We start from the raw sequence: 16,461 nt of genomic DNA on the forward strand, positions 1-16,461 counted from the left end.
GAGCGAAGTGGCTAAGGTCCGGGTCTACGAACTCGCCAAGGAGTTCGGTGTCGAGAGCAAGGTCGTCATGGCCAAGCTCCAGGAACTCGGTGAATTCGTCCGTTCGGCGTCTTCGACCATCGAAGCGCCCGTAGTACGCAAGCTGACAGACGCGTTCCAGCAGGGTGGCGGCAACGGCCGTTCCGCCGGCCGCCCCGCGGCCCCGAAGAAGGCCGCCCCCAGGCCGTCGGCGCCGTCTCCGGCGCAGGCTGGTCCCTCCCAGGCCGCCAAGGCGGCGGGGGACCGTCCGGCCGCCCCGCGTCCGTCGGCCGCACCCAAGCCCGCGGCTGCCGAGCAGCCCGCGGCTCCGTCGGCCCCCGCGCCGGCTCCGTCCCAGGGTCCGCGTCCGACGCCGGGCCCCAAGCCCGCGCCGCGTCCGGCCCCGGCCGCCCCGGAGTTCACCGCTCCGCCGGCCGCTCCGGCCGCCCCGGCCGCTCCCGCCGCCTCGACTCCGGCTCCGTCCGGTCCGAAGCCCGGCGGTGCGCGTCCCGGTGCCCCCAAGCCCGGCGGCGCCCGTCCGTCCGGTCCGGGTCAGGACCGTGGTCAGCAGGGCGGCCAGGGCCGTCCCGGCGGCCAGCGTCCCGGCGCCCCGGCGCAGCGTCCCGGCGGTCGTCCCGGCGGTCCGCGTCCGGGTAACAACCCCTTCACCTCCGGCGGCAACGCCGGAATGGCGCGCCCGCAGGCGCCCCGTCCGCAGGGCGGCCCGCGTCCGGGCGGTCCCGGTGCCCCCGGCGCCGGTCCCCGTCCGCAGGGTCCCGGCGGCCAGGGCGGCGGCCCCCGTCCCCAGGCTCCGGGCGGCAACCGTCCGAGCCCGGGCTCGATGCCGCGTCCGCAGGGCGGCGGCGCCGGTCCCCGTCCCGGCGGCGGCCCGCGTCCCAACCCCGGCATGATGCCGCAGCGTCCCGCTGCCGGCCCGCGTCCCGGCCCCGGTGGCGGCGGTCGCGGTCCCGGCGGTGCCGGTCGTCCCGGCGGCGGCGGTCGTCCCGGCGGCGGCGGCTTCGCCGGTCGTCCCGGTGGCGGTGGCGGCGCCGGTCGTCCCGGTGGCGGCGGCGGTTTCGCCGGTCGTCCCGGCGGTGGCGGCGGCTTCGGCGGCGGCGGTGGCCGTCCCGGCTTCGGCGGTCGTCCCGGTGGTCCCGGTGGCCGTGGTGGCACGCAGGGCGCCTTCGGTCGTCCCGGCGGTCCTGCGCGTCGCGGTCGCAAGTCGAAGCGGCAGAGGCGCCAGGAGTACGAGGCCATGCAGGCCCCGTCGGTCGGCGGCGTGATGCTGCCTCGCGGCAACGGCGAGACCATTCGCCTGTCGCGCGGTGCGTCGCTCACCGACTTCGCGGAGAAGATCAACGCCAACCCGGCGTCGCTCGTCGCGGTCATGATGAACCTCGGCGAGATGGTCACGGCCACGCAGTCCGTCTCCGACGAGACGCTCCAGCTCCTCGCCGACGAGATGAACTACACGGTTCAGATCGTCAGCCCGGAGGAGGAGGACCGCGAGCTGCTCGAGTCCTTCGACCTGGAGTTCGGCGAGGACGAGGGCTCCGAGGAGGACCTGGTCGTCCGTCCGCCGGTCGTGACCGTCATGGGTCACGTCGACCACGGTAAGACCCGGCTGCTCGACGCCATCCGCAAGACGAACGTCATCGCGGGCGAGGCCGGCGGCATCACCCAGCACATCGGTGCCTACCAGGTCGCGACCGAGGTCAACGAAGAAGAGCGCAAGATCACCTTCATCGACACCCCGGGTCACGAGGCGTTCACCGCCATGCGTGCCCGTGGTGCGCGGTCGACCGACATCGCGATCCTGGTCGTCGCGGCCAACGACGGCGTCATGCCGCAGACGGTCGAGGCGCTCAACCACGCCAAGGCGGCCGAGGTCCCGATCGTCGTCGCGGTCAACAAGATCGACGTCGAGGGCGCCGACCCGACCAAGGTGCGCGGTCAGCTGACCGAGTACGGCCTGGTGGCCGAGGAGTACGGCGGCGACACCATGTTCGTCGACATCTCCGCCAAGCAGGGTCTGCACATCGACTCCCTGCTGGAGGCCGTGGTCCTCACCGCGGACGCCTCGCTCGACCTGCGGGCCAACCCGGTCCAGGACGCGCAGGGCATCTCGATCGAGTCCCGTCTCGACCGCGGCCGCGGTGCCGTGGCGACGGTCCTCGTGCAGCGAGGCACCCTGCGGGTCGGCGACACGATGGTGGTGGGCGACGCCTACGGCCGCGTCCGCGCCATGCTCGACGACAACGGCAACAACGTCGCCGAGGCGGGTCCGTCCACGCCGGTCCAGGTGCTGGGTCTGACCAACGTCCCGGGCGCCGGTGACAACTTCATCGTGGTCGAGGAGGACCGTACGGCCCGCCAGATCGCGGAGAAGCGCGCCGCCCGCGAGCGCAACGCCGCGTTCGCCAAGCGCACGCGCCGCGTGTCGCTGGAGGACCTGGACAAGGTGCTGAAGGCCGGCGAGGTCCAGCAGCTCAACCTGATCATCAAGGGCGACGCGTCCGGATCGGTCGAGGCGCTGGAATCCTCCCTGCTCCAGCTGGACGTCGGCGAAGAGGTCGACATCCGCGTCCTGCACCGCGGCGTCGGTGCGGTCACGGAGTCCGACATCGACCTGGCGATGGGCTCCGACGCCATCGTGATCGGCTTCAACGTGCGCGCCGCCGGGCGTGCCGCGCAGATGGCCGAGCGCGAGGGTGTGGACGTCCGGTACTACTCGGTCATCTACCAGGCGATCGAGGAGATCGAGGCGGCCCTCAAGGGCATGCTCAAGCCGGAGTACGAAGAGGTCGAGCTGGGCACGGCGGAGATCCGCGAGGTCTTCCGCTCCTCCAAGCTGGGCAACATCGCGGGTGTTCTCATCCGCTCCGGCGAGGTCAAGCGCAACACCAAGGCGCGCCTCCTGCGCGATGGCAAGGTCATCGCGGAGAACCTCAACATCGAGGGTCTGCGTCGCTTCAAGGACGACGTCACCGAGATCCGCGAAGGCTTCGAGGGCGGTATCAACCTCGGAAACTTCAACGACATCAAGGTCGACGACGTCATCGCGACGTACGAGATGCGCGAGAAGCCGCGGGTGTAAGTACCGCGCCTTCCGGGAGTGACCGGTCCGGGGCCGGTCGGCGGAGCACAATATCCGTCGATCGGCCCCGGCCGTTCGTTGTACGGTTCTGGTGATCCCGCCCGTTCGCGGCGGGGCCATCGATCCCGGACCGGCGGGTGAACCGGCTGCACATGTATGTGGGGACGCTGTCCTTCGACCTCCTCCTCGGCGACGTACATTCGCTGAAGGAGAAGCGCTCCGTGATCCGCCCGATCGTCGCCGAGCTCCAGCGGAAGTACGCGGTGAGCGCGGCGGAGGTGGAGCACATGAACCTCCATCGCCGGGCGGTCGTCGGCCTGGCCATGGTGTCCGGCGACGCGGGCCACCTCAGCGACGTGCTCGACCGGTGCGAGCGGCTGGTGGCCGGCCGGCCGGAGGTGGAGCTGCTGTCCGTCAGACGGCGCTTCCACGGCGACGACGACTGACCAGATCGGGCAGAAGACCAGATCAGGCAAGAGAAGAAAGAACGGGAGACGGACCAGTGGCCGACAACGCGCGGGCGAAAAGGCTGGCGGACCTCATCCGAGAGGTGGTGGCCCAGAAGCTGCAGCGCGGGATCAAGGACCCGCGGCTCGGCTCGCACGTCACCATCACGGACACCCGGGTCACGGGTGACCTGCGGGAGGCGACCGTCTTCTACACGGTCTACGGGGACGAGGAGGAGCGCAACGCCGCCACGGCGGGCCTGGAGAGCGCCAAGGGCATCCTGCGCTCCGAGGTCGGCAAGGCGGCGGGCGTGAAGTTCACGCCGACCCTGACCTTCGTCATGGACGCCCTGCCGGACACCGCCCGCAACATCGAGGACCTCCTCGACAAGGCGCGGCAGTCCGACGAGAAGGTGCGCGAGGCGTCCGCGGGCGCCAAGTACGCGGGCGAGGCGGACCCGTACCGCAAGCCGGACGAGGACGAGACCGAGGCCGACGAGACGGACGACACCGCTAAATGACCGACAAGCACACCACGCCCGACGGCCTTGTCATCGTCGACAAGCCGTCGGGCTTCACTTCGCACGACGTCGTCGCCAAGATGCGGGGCATCGCCCGCACCCGGCGCGTCGGGCACGCCGGCACGCTCGACCCGATGGCGACGGGCGTCCTGGTCCTCGGTGTGGAGCGGGCGACCAAGCTCCTCGGCCACCTGGCCCTCACCGAGAAGGAGTACCTGGGCACCATCAGGCTCGGGCAGACGACGCTGACCGACGACGCCGAGGGCGAGATCACGGGGTCGCGGGACGCCTCGAAGGTCACCCGGGACGCGATCGACGCCGGCATCGCCGAGCTGAGCGGCACCATCATGCAGGTGCCGTCCAAGGTCAGCGCCATCAAGATCAAGGGCGTGCGCTCCTACAAGCGGGCGCGCGAGGGCGAGGACTTCGAGATCCCCGCCCGCCCCGTCACCGTCTCCTCCTTCGCGGTGTACGACGTCCGGGACGCCGTCGCCGAGGACGGCACTCCGGTGCTCGACCTGGTGGTCTCGGTGACCTGCTCCTCCGGGACCTACATCCGGGCCCTGGCCCGCGACCTGGGCGCCGGACTCGGCGTCGGCGGTCACCTCACGGCCCTGCGGCGCACCCGCGTCGGGCCGTACAAGCTGGACGGCGCCCGGACCCTGGACCAGCTCCAGCAGGAACTCACCGTCATGCCCGTCGCGGACGCGGCCGGTGCCGCCTTCCCCCGCTGGGACGTGGACGCGAAGCGGGCCCGGCTGCTCACCAACGGCGTACGGCTGGAGATGCCCGAGGAGTACACCGGCGCCGGTGCCGTCGCCGTCTTCGATCCCGAGGGGCGCCTCATCGCTCTCGTGGAGGAGCACAAGGGCAAGGCGAAGAGCCTGGCCGTCTTCGGCTGAGCCGACCCGCCGTCAGGCCCGCCCGTGGAGCGGCGATCACGGGGACTGCCTCTGTCGCCGCTCCACGGTCCCCCCTCGGTTCCCCCACCCCCTAGGTTGTATCCAACCCACCCCTTCTGTTCACCCGTCCGGGCAGGCGCTCGGAGTGAACCGGGGGAGTGGAAGGGGGCGCGTTCGCCAGGGGATCTGTCCCGCTGATCATCTCGCGCCTACCGTCGGACACACGGCACGGGTGTACGGCGGGGAGGTTCGACGATGGCGTCGAGGAACCGGTCCCGGGAGGCGACGGGCGGCAGGGCGGGGGAGCGGCCCGCGGGCGGCTCCCGGGAAGCGCGCGGCGGGCCCCCGGCTCTCCGGGAGGCCGATCCGGCGGGACGCACGTCCGATTCGGCGGATTACGCCTACGACGCCGCCCTAATCCGCTTCCACGACCTCGCCGGCCGCCCCCGCGGCACGGGATTCGTCGCCGACCACCACGGCACGGTGCTCACCAGCCACGAAGCGGTCGACGGCCTGACCCGGCTGGTCCTGAGCACCGCCGAGGAGCGTCGGCGCGTCGTGGCCGCCGCCGACGTGACCCCGCTGCCCGCCCTCGGTCTGGCCCTGGTGCGCACCGAGGGGCTCGGCGTCGACCCGCTGCCCCTCACCGCGCGGGACCGCGTCGAGGCCGGGACGTACGTCCGGATCGCCGCCGGGGGCTGGCGCGAGGCCCGGGTCCTGGGCGCCACCGACGTCACCTACACGGCCACCGACCGCTTCCACCTCCTCGGTGACGCCCTCGAACTGGCCGTCGGCACCGGTGGCCGGGACGCCCTGCGGCTGGGCGGCGGCGCGGCCGGCGGTCCCGTGCTCGACGTGGCGACCGGCGCCGTCCTCGGCGTCCTCGGCACCGCCCTCAGCTCCGGACACAGCGACGTCGGCTTCGCCGTACCGCTGCGCCGCGCGGCCACCGGCCCGCTCGCCGCGCTGCTCGCCGAGAACGCGGCGACGGTCCCGGCGTACGGCGCCGACCTCAATCTGGCCGGGGTGCTCGCCCTCACGGCGACGTCGGTCACGGACGGGGACCCCACGGCCGCGCCGGGCGGCGGACACGGCGCGGGGGAACCGGTCGAACGGGCGGCGGTGACACGTGAGTTCGCCGCCTTCACCGCCGGTCGTGCCCGGGTGCTGGGCCTGGTCGGCGCGCCGGGCAGCGGCCGCACGACCGAGCTGGCGGCCCTCGCCGCCCGTCGTTCCAGGGGCGCGGACGCGGCGCCCACGCTCTGGCTGCGCGGGGCCGATCTGCACGACGACGACATGTCGCTGGCGGACGCGGCTCGCCGGACGCTGACCCGGGCCGCCCGCATCATCGCCGCCTCGGACCGCCGCCCCGGCCCGGGCGACCTCGGCGACATCACCCCGGAGCGCCTCGCCCACCTGGCCCGCGCCGCCGGACGGCCCCTCCTGGTCCTCCTCGACGGCCCCGAGGAGATGCCGCCCGTCCTGGCGCACCGCCTCCCCGAGTGGACCGAGGGCACGGCCACCTGGCTGCGGGAGACGGGAGCACGGCTCGTGGTGGCCTGCCGCGGGGAGTACTGGGAGCACGCGGGGGCGGAGTTCCCGAGGGAGCTGCTGTACGCGTCCGAGCGGATGGCGGAGGGGACCGCCGCGCCGGGATCGTGGCCCGGACCGGGCGGTCCGGGCGGTCCGGGGCGGGCGGTGGGTGGGGTGCCGCCGTCCGGGGCGGCGCTTGCCCTGCCGGGGCCGGGATCGGGCGCGGATGGTGGCGTGTCCTGGTCCGGGACCGGCGCGGCGCCGCAGCCGCCGCGCACCGTCGCCGCCGTGGGACCGCGACCGGTGACCGGGTCGGCCGCCGCGGGCCCCTCGGGCGGGACGGAAGCCGGACCCGGACCGGCGTCGGCCGACCCGGTGCCCGCGGGCTCCCGGGGATGCCCGCTCGCCGCGCTACCGCCCTGTGTCCGCCTGGGCGACCTGAGCGACGAGGAGGCCCGGGAGGCGCGCACACGCCACGGCGTCCCGGAGGGCGCCCTGGCGGACCCGGACGCCCGCCACCCCCTCACCCTGCGCCTGCTCTCGGAGGTCCACGCCGCCCTCCCCGGCTCCCCGGCCCCCGTACACGTCACCCGGGACGCGGTCTTCGCGGCCTACCTGGACCTGAAGTGCCTGCGCGTCGCCACCCGCCTGGCCGGGGAGAACGGCCTGCACGGCACCGCCGTGCGCCGACTCGCGGCGAAGGTCTCCGGGCAAGTCCACGAGGCGGCCCGGCGCAGCCTCGGGCCCGGACAGGGCGGACTGGACCGGGAGTCCTTCGAAGCGCTGTTCCCCTGGGGACCGGCCCCGGCCCGGCTGGGCGGCGGCACCGGCTGGGCCCCCGCCGTGCTCGCCGAGGGCCTCTTCGCACCCGCGGGCAGCGGCTACCGCTTCGCGCACGAGGAGCTCGCCGACTGGATCCAGGGCACCCACCTCGACCTGGAGGAGGCCCTGCGCGCCCTCGTCCACCGCCGCGACACCCCGCACGGCACCCCCACCCTGCCCGTCCCGCACCACCGCGTCGGCTCCGTCGTCGAGGCGGTCCTGCTCCTCGCCCGTCAGCACGGCGTCCCCCAACTCGCCCTGACCCTCGAAGAGCTGGTGCACGCCCTGGACCGCGACCCGCACTCCTGGTGGGCCGCCCGGCTGCTCGCCGAGGTGCTGATCCGGGTACCCGACGCGACGCCGTACACGGAGGTGCTGCGGCTGCTCGCCGACGGGATCGCGGAACGGGGTGGCGAGGGGCACCCCGCGCCCCGGGTGTTCGGGCCCGGCTTCTGGACGGCGCTGCGGGTGCCGGAGACCGTCCGCCTGGACCTGCTGCGCCGCCTCGTCCTCGCCGACGGACCACCGCACCAGCCCGGCCCCCGCCACCTCGACACCGTGGCCGCGCTGCTCGTCGCCGACCCCGCGGCCGTACAGCCGCTGCTCGTCCGCTGGTTCGACGACGAACGGCCGCTGCCCGCCACCCCGCACGCCACCGTCGCGACGGCCGCGCAGGCACTGCTGCACACCCACCGCCACCGCGGCCTGGACGGCCTCACCGAGGTACTCGTCGACAGCGCGCACCGACGCGCCGACGAACTGCTCGCCGTCCTGGCCGAGGAGGAGCCGTCGGCGCTCTGCCGCGCGGTGGAGCGGTGGGCGCGCGACGAGCGCCCCGCGCGGCAGACCGCGGCGGTCACCCACGGCCTGCGCACCGCCCCGCACGCGCGCACCGGCGCCGACCGCACCCTGCTCCGCCACGCCGCCCTGGTCCTGCTCGCCGGACCCTCCGACAGCCCGCTGCGCGGCGGCGCGCTCGCCCTGCTCGTCCAGGACCCCGCCTGCCGCGACCGCCACCTCCCCAGGGCGCTCGACCACTTCACCGCCGGTGACCCGTACCTCCCGCCGAGCGCGGTGGCCGCCGCCCTGCCGACCCACCCCGGGCCCGTGCTCGAAGCCTTCCGGGCCCGACTGCTCGGCCCGGACGCCGGGGAGGCGCTGCGCAGGCTCGCCGACGCCACCACGCCCGCGCTGGCCGACCGGGTGGCCGCCCTCCTCGGCCGGACGGTGGCCGAGCGCCCCGAGACCGCCGGGCACCTGGCCGCGTACGTCGACCGGCGCCTGGACCGGGACCCCGCACCCAGCGCCGTACTCCTGCCCCTGGTCACCCGTCTCCTGGACGACGGTCCCGAGCCGGTGCGGGCCGCGCTCGCCTCGGTCCTCGCCGCCGACGGGGCGGCGGCCGGCGCCCCGCTCCGCCGCGCACTGCGGGAGCACCTGTTCACCCACGAGCACGAACCCGCCGTGCTGGACGCGCTGCTGCACGCGGCCGCCCGGTGCGACGGCGAGGAGCTGCGCGCCCTCGTCCAGCGCACCGGGCTGCTCCTCGTCCGCACCCCCGAGGGCGCCACCCGCTTCGACCGCGGCCTCGTCGACCTGGCCCGCCACCTCCCGGGCTTCGCCCGCCGACTGACCGGCTGGCTCACCGAGGCGCCCCAGGACTGGGCCGCGCTGGTGGGCCCCAGCACCCGCCGCACGATCGAGCACCTGGCGGGCGCCCGCGTCCCCGCCTGACCCCGCCCCCGGTCACAGCGCCGATGCCGATGCCGATGCGGGCCGGAGCCGGACGGCATGGCACCCTTAGACCTGCGTAAGGGTCACCACGGAACCATGGCAACCACGGAAGCACCGAGGAGCGGACACAGTGCAGCGCTGGCGTGGCTTGGAGGACATCCCCGAGGACTGGGGACGCAGCGTCGTCACCATCGGCTCCTACGACGGCGTTCACCGCGGACACCAGCTGATCATCAAGCACGCCGTGGACCGCGCCCGCGAGCTGGGCGTTCCGTCCGTCGTCGTCACCTTCGACCCGCACCCCAGCGAGGTCGTCCGCCCCGGCAGCCACCCCCCGCTGCTCGCCCCGCACCACCGCCGGGCCGAGCTGATGGCGGACCTCGGCGTGGACGCGGTGCTGATCCTCCCCTTCACCAAGGAGTTCTCGAAGCTCTCCGCGGCCGAGTTCGTGGTCAAGGTCCTGGTCGACCGGCTGCGTGCCAAGGCGGTCGTCGAGGGCCCCAACTTCCGCTTCGGCCACAAGGCCGCCGGGAACGTGGACTTCCTCATCGAGCAGGGCAAGGTCTACGACTTCGAGGTCGAGGTCGTCGATCTGTACGTCACCGGCGAGGCGGGCCGCGGCGAGCCGTTCTCCTCCACCCTGACCCGCCGCCTGGTCGCCGAGGGCGACGTGTCCGGCGCCGCGGAGATCCTGGGCCGACCGCACCGCGTCGAGGGCGTCGTCGTGCGGGGCGCCCAGCGCGGCCGTGAGATGGGCTTCCCCACGGCCAACGTCGAGACCCTCCCGCACACCGCCATCCCGGCCGACGGCGTCTACGCCGGCTGGCTGCACGCCCAGGGCGAGGCGATGGCGGCCGCGATCTCCGTCGGCACCAACCCGCAGTTCGAGGGCACCGAGCGCACGGTGGAGGCGTACGCCATCGACCGGGTGGGCCTGGAGCTGTACGGGCTGCACGTCGCCGTGGACTTCGTGGCCTTCGTACGCGGACAGGCGAAGTTCGAGACGCTGGACGCGCTCCTGGTGCAGATGGCCGAGGACGTCGACCGGTGCCGCGAGATCACCGCGACGGACGCCCCCGGGGCCTGAGACCCGGGACGCCTCCGGTCCGGCGGTCGAGGGCGCACCCGGGGCTGACGACCGAGGTCACGCCGGGGTCCGACAGCCGACGACCCCCTGCTGGGCCTGGTGCCGTCCCCCGGCTTCCTGCCCCGTCAGCCGTCAGCCGTCAGCCGTCAGCCGTCAGCTCGGCCGCGGGCTGCGTCGCCCGCGCCCAGTGGCAGGCGACCTGGGACTCGTCGCCGCCGCGCAGGATCTCCAGCCCCTGGCTCCGGCAGGCGTCCGCGACACCCGCCCGTTCGGCCTCGCCGCCCGCCAGGACCGGGCAACGCACGTGGAAGCGGCAGCCGCCGGGGATGTACGACGGGTCCGGCGGCTCCCCGGTGAGCACGACGGGGGCGCCGGGCGCCTCGGGCAGCACGGACAGCAGGGCCTGGGTGTACGGGTGCCGGGGTGCCGTCAGCACCTGCTCCACCGGGCCGGTCTCGACGATCCGGCCCAGGTACATCACCGCGACCCGGTCGGCGATGTTCCAGGCCAGGCCGAGGTCGTGGGTCACCACCAGCGCGGCCAGGCCCAGCTCGGTGCGCAGCCGCAGCAGCAGCGCGAGGATCTCGCCCCGCACCGACGCGTCGAGGGAGGCCACCGGTTCGTCGGCGACGAGCAGCTCGGGTCGCAGGACCAGCGCGCCCGCGATGACGACCCGCTGGCGCTGGCCCCCGGACAGCTCGTGCGGGTAACGCAGGAAGAACCGCTCCGGCGGCCGCAGCCCGGCCCGCGACAGCGCCTCGGCCACCGCCGTCCGCTCGTCCCCGGCGTGGCCGTGGATGCGCAGGCCCTCGGCGACGATGTCGTACACCGTGTGCCGCGGGTTCAGCGAACCGCTCGGGTCCTGCAGGACGAGCTGGGCCCGCCTGCGGTACGCCTTGAGCGCCCGGGCGGAGTAGGTGAGGGGCGCGCCGTCGAAGGTGACGCGTCCCTCGGTCGGCCTCACCAGGCCGAGCAGCGAACGGGCCAGGGTCGTCTTGCCGCAGCCCGACTCGCCGACCAGCGTGACGATCTCACCGCGCCGGATGTCGAGGTCGACCCCGTCGACGGCTCGCGCGGCGGCCGCCCCGCGCCGGCCGGGGAAGCTGACGTGCAGCCCCTGGACCCTCAGCAACGGGGGCGTGTCACCGGGGGTGCCGGTGGGGGTGCCGCTGGACGCGGTGCTGATCATGGGGCACTGCTCCTCACTCCGTCGTCCTCCGCCGACGCGACCCCGCCCGACCCGGCGGCGGTCCCGTCCGGTGCTCCCGTGCCGTCCGGGCCCACGTGCACGCATGCCGCACGGCGTCGCGCGCCCGCAGCCCGCAGGGGCTGGTCCTGGGTGGCACAGAGGTCCAGCGCGACCGGGCAGCGCGGATGGAACGCGCACCCGGACGGCACCGCCGCCGGGTCGGGCGGGTCGCCCGGCAGTCCGCGGGGCGCGAACCGGGAGGCCGGGTTCCCGATCGTGGGGAACGCCTCCGACAGCGCCCGGCCGTAGGGATGCCGGGCGTCGTCGTACACCTGCCGGGCCGGGCCCTCCTCGACCACCCGGCCCGCGTACATCACCGCGAGCCGGTCGCACGTGTCGGCCAGCACCGCGAGGTCGTGGCTGATCATGATCAGGCCGACGTCCTGCTCGCCCACCAGGCCCTCGATCAGCCGCAGGATCTGCGCCTGGATCATCACGTCCAGCGCCGTGGTCGGCTCGTCGGCGACGATCAGCCGCGGGTCGCACGCCAGCGCCATCGCGATCATCACCCGCTGCCGCTGCCCGCCGGACAGCTCGTGCGGGTAGGCACTCGCCCGGGCCGCGGGCAGACCGACCTGCTCCAGCAGCTCCCCGGCCCGCTTGCGCGCCCCGGCCGGGGTGGCCCTGCGGTGCAGCACGATCGGCTCGGCGATCTGGTCACCGATGCGGTGGACGGCGTTCAGGGAGTGCATCGCGCCCTGGAAGACGATCGACGCACCGGCCCAGCGGACCGCCCGTACCCGGCCCCACTTCATCGTGAGCACGTCCTCGCCGTCCAGCAGCACCTCCCCGCCGACCCGCGCACCGGGCGGCAGGAGCCGCAGCAGTGCCAGGGCCAGGGTGGACTTGCCGCAGCCGGACTCGCCCGCGACACCGAGCTTCTCGCCCGCCTCCAGGGCCAGGTCGACCCCGCGCACGGCGGCCGCACCGCCGGGATACGTCACCTTCAGGTCCCGCACCTCGAGCAGACTCAACGGGACACCCCCAGCCTGGGATTGAGAACGGCCTCCACCGCACGCCCGCACAGCGTGAACGCCAGCGCCACGACCGCGATCCCGACGCCCGGCGGCACCAGGTACCACCAGTCACCGGAACTCACGGACCCCGCCTCCCGCGCGTCCTGCAACAGCCCGCCCCAGGACACGACCGCCGGGTCCCCGAGACCGAGGAAGGCCAGGGTCGCCTCCGCCAGGATCGCGGAGGAGATGATCAGCGTCGTCTGCGCGAGGATCAGCGGCATGACGTTGGGCAGCACGTGCCGGGACATGATGTGCCAGTGGCCGCCCCCGAGCGCCTTCGCCCGCTCGATGTACGGCCGCGACTCCACCGCCAGCGTCTGCGCCCGCACCAGGCGCGCCGTGGTGGGCCAGGTGGTCACGCCGATCGCGAGCACGATCGTGCCGAGCGACCGGGACAGCACCGTGGCCAGCACGATCGCCAGCACCAGCGTCGGCATCACCAGGAACCAGTCCGTGATCCGCATCATCACCGTGGCGTACCAGCCGCGGAAGTGCCCGGCGGTGATCCCGATCAGCGCGCCGATCAGCACCGACAGCACCGCCGCGAGCAGCCCGACCAGGAGCGAGACGCGCGAGCCCCAGATCAGCAGACCCAGCAGGCTCCGCCCGAACTGGTCGGTGCCCAGCGGAAACCGGCCGCTCGGGCTCTCCAGCGGCTGACCGGGCGCGTCGGTCACACTGTCCACGTCCGACCCGACGGTCAGCGGCGCGGTCAGTGCCACGAGCACGAACAGCACCAGCGCCGCCAGCCCGAACACCCCCGCACGGTGCTTGCGGTACTCCCTCCAGAAGCGCGCGACGGAGGCACGGCGCCGCCGCCGGGCGAGAGCGCGCGGACTGGGCCCGCCCGGTTTCACAGGAGGCGCGGTGGTCTCGGCGGTCATCGGCCCACCCTCGGATCGAGCATCGGATACAACAGGTCGGCCAGGGTGTTCATCAGGATCACCGCGGCGGCGAAGACGAAGAACAGCCCCTGCACCAGCGGGAGATCGGGCACGCTGAGCGCCTGGTAGAACAGTCCGCCCAGCCCCGGCCAGGAGAAGACCGTCTCGACGAGGATGACCCCCGCCACGGTCCGCCCCAGGTTGACGAAGACCAGCGTCACCGTCGGCAGCAGCGCGTTGGGCACGGCGTGCCGACGCCGTACGAGGTCGTCCCTGAGACCCTTGGCCCGCGCGGTCGTCAGATAGTCGCTGCCCATCTCGTCCAGCAGCGCCGACCGGGTGACCAGCAGCGTCTGCCCGTACTCCACCGCGACCAGCGTCACCACCGGCAGCACGAGATGGTGGGCCACGTCGAGCACGTGGGCGAAGCCCTCCTCGCGGCCCGACTCCATGCCCCCGGTCGGGAACAGCCCCGGGATCGGGTCCACCCCCACCGACAGCACGATGATGAGCAGCAGCCCCAGCCAGAAGGAGGGGATGGAGTACAGCGTCAGCGCCAGCCCGGTGTTGAGCCGGTCACCGAGACCCCCGTGCCGCCACGCCGAACGGGTGCCGAGGAAGACACCCAGCGCCGTGTAGAGCACGAAGGCCGTGCCGGTGAGCAGCAGGGTGTTCGGCAGCGCCTCGGTGATCTTGTCCACGACGGGCGCGTGGAACTGGTACGACGTGCCCAGGTCCCCGCTCAGCGCCTTGACGCAGTAGTCCGTGAACTGCTCCCACATCGGCAGGTCGAGCCCGAACTCCTCCTTGTACACCGCGAGCTGCTCGGCCGAGACCGGGCGGCCACCGGTCATGAACTTCACCGGATCGCCGGGGATCAGCCGGAAGAGGAAGAAGCTCGTGACGAGGACGGCGAACAGGGAGACCACCGCGCCCGCCAGCTTCCCCGCCACGTACCGCGGATACGCGCTGCGGGTGCGCCCCCGCGGCGCCTCGGTCGGCCGCTTCCCGATCGCGGAGACGCTCGCGGAGTCGGTCGCGCTACTCACGGTCGTCGGCCGAGGCCCGGCGGCGGACGGCGAAGAACACCCCGAGACCGACGAGGACGACGACGCCCGCGACGATCCCGATCACGGTGCCGGTCGACGACGAACTCCCGGAGGAGTCACCGGAGTCGGCGGGCACGGCCGACCACCAGCTCCAGTAGCCGTCCTGCCCGTAGATGTTGCCCGCGGCGGACGGCATCGTGGTGATCGACTTGATCTGGTCCGTGCGGTAGGCCTCCACCGCGTTCGGGTACGCCATGACGTTCATGTACCCGGTGTCGTACAGCCGGGACTGCAGCTGCTTGACGATCTCCGCGCGCTTGTCGGCGTCGTACTCGGCCAACTGCCGTGCGTACAGGTCGTCGTACTTCTTGTCGCAGATGAAGTTGTCGGTGGCGCCGGTGTCCTTCGGCGTCGCCGGGAGAGCCGCGCAGGTGTGGATGGAGAGCACGAAGTCCGGGTCGGGGTTGACGGACCAGCCGTCGAAGGCGAGGTCGTACTTGCCGGCCAGCCACGGGTCGGTCACATTGTCCAGGCAGTTGAGGGTGACCGAGATGCCTAGCTCGCCCCACCACTCCTGGAGGTATTTGCCGACCGCCTTGTCGTTCGGGTCGGTGGCGTGGCACAGGATGCGGTAGTCCAGGGGCTTGCCGTCCTTGCCGAGGCGCTTGCCGTCGGCGTTCGTCCGGTAGCCCGCCTCGTCGAGCATCCGCGCGGCCTTCTCGGGATCGTAGGCCAGCTCCTGCCCGGCCGACGGCTCGAAGAAGTACGAGGAGAAGCGCGGCGGGATGTACCCGGCGCCCTCCACCGCGTGGCCCTGGAACACCTTGTCGACGATCGCCTTGCGGTCCACCGCCATGAACAGCGCGTTGCGCACCCGCTGGTCCAGCAGCGAGGGGTCGCCGTCACCGAACTTCGTCCCGTCCTTCGCCCGCGCGCCCGGGTTGGTGGCCAGGGCGTAGAAGCGGCGGCCGGGGGCGTCGTTGACCCGGATGTTCTCCTCGCCCTTGAGCGAGTCGGCCTGGGCCGGGGTCAGCGACGGCGACCCGGCGACGAACGACACCTCGCCCTTGCGCAGGGCGGCGACCGCGGCGTCCTGGTCCTTGTAGTACCGGAAGACCAGCTCGTCGAACTTCGGGGCGCCGCGCCAGAAGTCCTTGTTGGCCTTCAGCCGCACATAGCTGTCCGGCTTGTAGTCGGTGAGCACGAAGGGGCCGTTGCCGACGACCGGGAAGTCCTTGTCGTTGTTGAACTTCGAGAAGTCGTCGACCTTCTCCCACACGTGCTTGGGCACGATCGGGACGTCCAGCGCGGTCATCGTGGCCTGCGGCTTCTTCAGCCGGATCACCAGCTGGGTCGGGCTGGGCGCGGTGACCTTCTCGAAGTTGCCGACGAAGCTGCCGTTGGCGGTGGCGGCGCCCGGGTCGGTCATCATCGTGTTGAACGTCCACGCCGCGTCCTCGGCGGTGGCCTGCTCGCCGTCCGACCACTTGGAGTCGGAACGGATCGTGTACGTCCAGGTCAGCTTGTCCGGGGAGGACTTCCACTCGGTGGCGAGCCCCGGTATGACGTGGTTGTCCTTGGCGTCGTAGTTGGTCAGGTACTCGTACGTCAGCCGGTGGATGCTCGTGCTGAGCAGCCGTACCGCCAGGAAGGGGCTGAGCGAGTCGACGCTCTGGGCCACGGCGACGGTGAGCACCTTGTCGCCGCCGTCGCCCCCGTCGCCGTCCTTCGCCGCGACCGAGGGGGCGACCGCCCCCGACGCGAGGAGCAGCGCGCCGGCGCCTGCTGCCGCGAGGAGACGGGTGCGCCACGGCCGGTGGGCGGTACGTCCGCTGCCGTGCTGATCGTGTCTGTTCATGACTACCTGACCTCGCGTCATCGCACGCGCAGACGCCGGGCGTCCTTGCGTGAGGCGGGCTTGAACGGTGGTGAACACGGAATGAAGTGTGTGTCTACCAGCGGCAGTCTGCGCGCGTCAACGGTAAGTCAAACCCCATGTGGCCTGCGGAAACGGCGAGTTGACCCATACGTCACCCTCATTGGCGCAGACCACTGGCGCTTGCCTGGTGAGAGCGTGGCGGCTGGGACGGACGTTGTCGT

General features: G+C 73.3%; 11 protein-coding genes. 6 read left to right on the plus strand and 5 right to left on the minus strand.

Features of this window, described 5'->3' with window-relative positions:
- The first annotated feature begins 7 nt into the window (after positions 1–7).
- The 6 genes from infB (at position 8) to ACGH52_RS28140 (ending at position 10,160) form a co-directional block, all read left to right on the plus strand.
- Complete coding sequence (gene infB, locus ACGH52_RS28115) at positions 8–3,115, plus strand: translation initiation factor IF-2 (protein WP_210974487.1); 3,108 nt, start codon at positions 8–10, stop codon at positions 3,113–3,115.
- Between the two features lie 152 nt (positions 3,116–3,267).
- Positions 3,268–3,561 (plus strand): DUF503 domain-containing protein, encoded by a 294-nt coding sequence (locus ACGH52_RS28120; protein WP_104636674.1) that lies wholly within the window; start codon positions 3,268–3,270, stop codon positions 3,559–3,561.
- A 56-nt stretch (positions 3,562–3,617) separates the two neighbouring features.
- The gene (gene rbfA / locus ACGH52_RS28125; RefSeq protein WP_121700944.1) at positions 3,618–4,082 is read left to right on the plus strand and encodes a 30S ribosome-binding factor RbfA; all 465 of its coding nucleotides are present in this window, start codon (positions 3,618–3,620) and stop codon (positions 4,080–4,082) included.
- The gene (truB, locus tag ACGH52_RS28130) at positions 4,079–4,984 is read left to right on the plus strand and encodes a tRNA pseudouridine(55) synthase TruB (protein ID WP_076976574.1); all 906 of its coding nucleotides are present in this window, start codon (positions 4,079–4,081) and stop codon (positions 4,982–4,984) included. Before rbfA ends, truB begins: the two co-directional genes overlap by 4 nt.
- 255 nt (positions 4,985–5,239) lie before the next feature.
- The gene (locus ACGH52_RS28135; RefSeq protein WP_399943325.1) at positions 5,240–9,073 is read left to right on the plus strand and encodes a trypsin-like peptidase domain-containing protein; all 3,834 of its coding nucleotides are present in this window, start codon (positions 5,240–5,242) and stop codon (positions 9,071–9,073) included.
- A gap of 130 nt (positions 9,074–9,203) precedes the next feature.
- Complete coding sequence (locus tag ACGH52_RS28140) at positions 9,204–10,160, plus strand: bifunctional riboflavin kinase/FAD synthetase (RefSeq protein WP_210974490.1); 957 nt, start codon at positions 9,204–9,206, stop codon at positions 10,158–10,160.
- A gap of 139 nt (positions 10,161–10,299) precedes the next feature.
- Here the strand turns inward: ACGH52_RS28140 and ACGH52_RS28145 are convergent, their stop codons facing one another.
- The 5 genes from ACGH52_RS28145 to ACGH52_RS28165 are packed head-to-tail and all read right to left on the minus strand — an operon-like array spanning position 10,300 to position 16,219.
- Positions 10,300–11,349 (minus strand): ABC transporter ATP-binding protein, encoded by a 1,050-nt coding sequence (locus tag ACGH52_RS28145; RefSeq protein ID WP_399943328.1) that lies wholly within the window; start codon positions 11,347–11,349, stop codon positions 10,300–10,302.
- Positions 11,346–12,383 carry an ABC transporter ATP-binding protein gene (locus tag ACGH52_RS28150; RefSeq protein WP_399943331.1) on the minus strand — a complete coding sequence of 346 codons (1,038 nt, stop codon included), beginning with the start codon at positions 12,381–12,383 and terminating at the stop codon, positions 11,346–11,348. The genes ACGH52_RS28145 and ACGH52_RS28150 overlap by 4 nt, the downstream gene beginning before the upstream one ends.
- Positions 12,380–13,312, minus strand: a complete 933-nt coding sequence (locus ACGH52_RS28155) for an ABC transporter permease (protein ID WP_121701329.1) — start codon at positions 13,310–13,312, stop codon at positions 12,380–12,382. The genes ACGH52_RS28150 and ACGH52_RS28155 overlap by 4 nt, the downstream gene beginning before the upstream one ends.
- A complete protein-coding gene (locus tag ACGH52_RS28160) occupies positions 13,309–14,361 on the minus strand; it encodes an ABC transporter permease (protein WP_076976580.1) in 1,053 nt (350 codons plus the stop codon). Before ACGH52_RS28160 ends, ACGH52_RS28155 begins: the two co-directional genes overlap by 4 nt.
- Complete coding sequence (locus tag ACGH52_RS28165) at positions 14,354–16,219, minus strand: ABC transporter substrate-binding protein (protein ID WP_399943335.1); 1,866 nt, start codon at positions 16,217–16,219, stop codon at positions 14,354–14,356. Before ACGH52_RS28165 ends, ACGH52_RS28160 begins: the two co-directional genes overlap by 8 nt.
- Positions 16,220–16,461: the final 242 nt, after the last annotated feature.

Origin of the sequence: Streptomyces sp. BBFR25, from assembly GCF_044590125.1 — a bacterium.
GTDB lineage: Bacteria > Actinomycetota > Actinomycetes > Streptomycetales > Streptomycetaceae > Streptomyces > Streptomyces canus_D.

What these genes read in the sequence shown, in the direction of transcription:
- ACGH52_RS28120 (WP_104636674.1), top strand. Translation starts at nt 3,268, where the DNA reads ATGTATGTGGGGACGCTGTCCTTCGACCTCCTCCTCGGCGACGTACAT.
- truB (WP_076976574.1), top strand. Translation starts at nt 4,079, where the DNA reads ATGACCGACAAGCACACCACGCCCGACGGCCTTGTCATCGTCGACAAG.
- ACGH52_RS28135 (WP_399943325.1), top strand. Translation starts at nt 5,240, where the DNA reads ATGGCGTCGAGGAACCGGTCCCGGGAGGCGACGGGCGGCAGGGCGGGG.
- ACGH52_RS28145 (WP_399943328.1), bottom strand. Translation starts at nt 11,349, where the DNA reads ATGATCAGCACCGCGTCCAGCGGCACCCCCACCGGCACCCCCGGTGAC.
- ACGH52_RS28155 (WP_121701329.1), bottom strand. Translation starts at nt 13,312, where the DNA reads ATGACCGCCGAGACCACCGCGCCTCCTGTGAAACCGGGCGGGCCCAGT.
- ACGH52_RS28165 (WP_399943335.1), bottom strand. Translation starts at nt 16,219, where the DNA reads ATGAACAGACACGATCAGCACGGCAGCGGACGTACCGCCCACCGGCCG.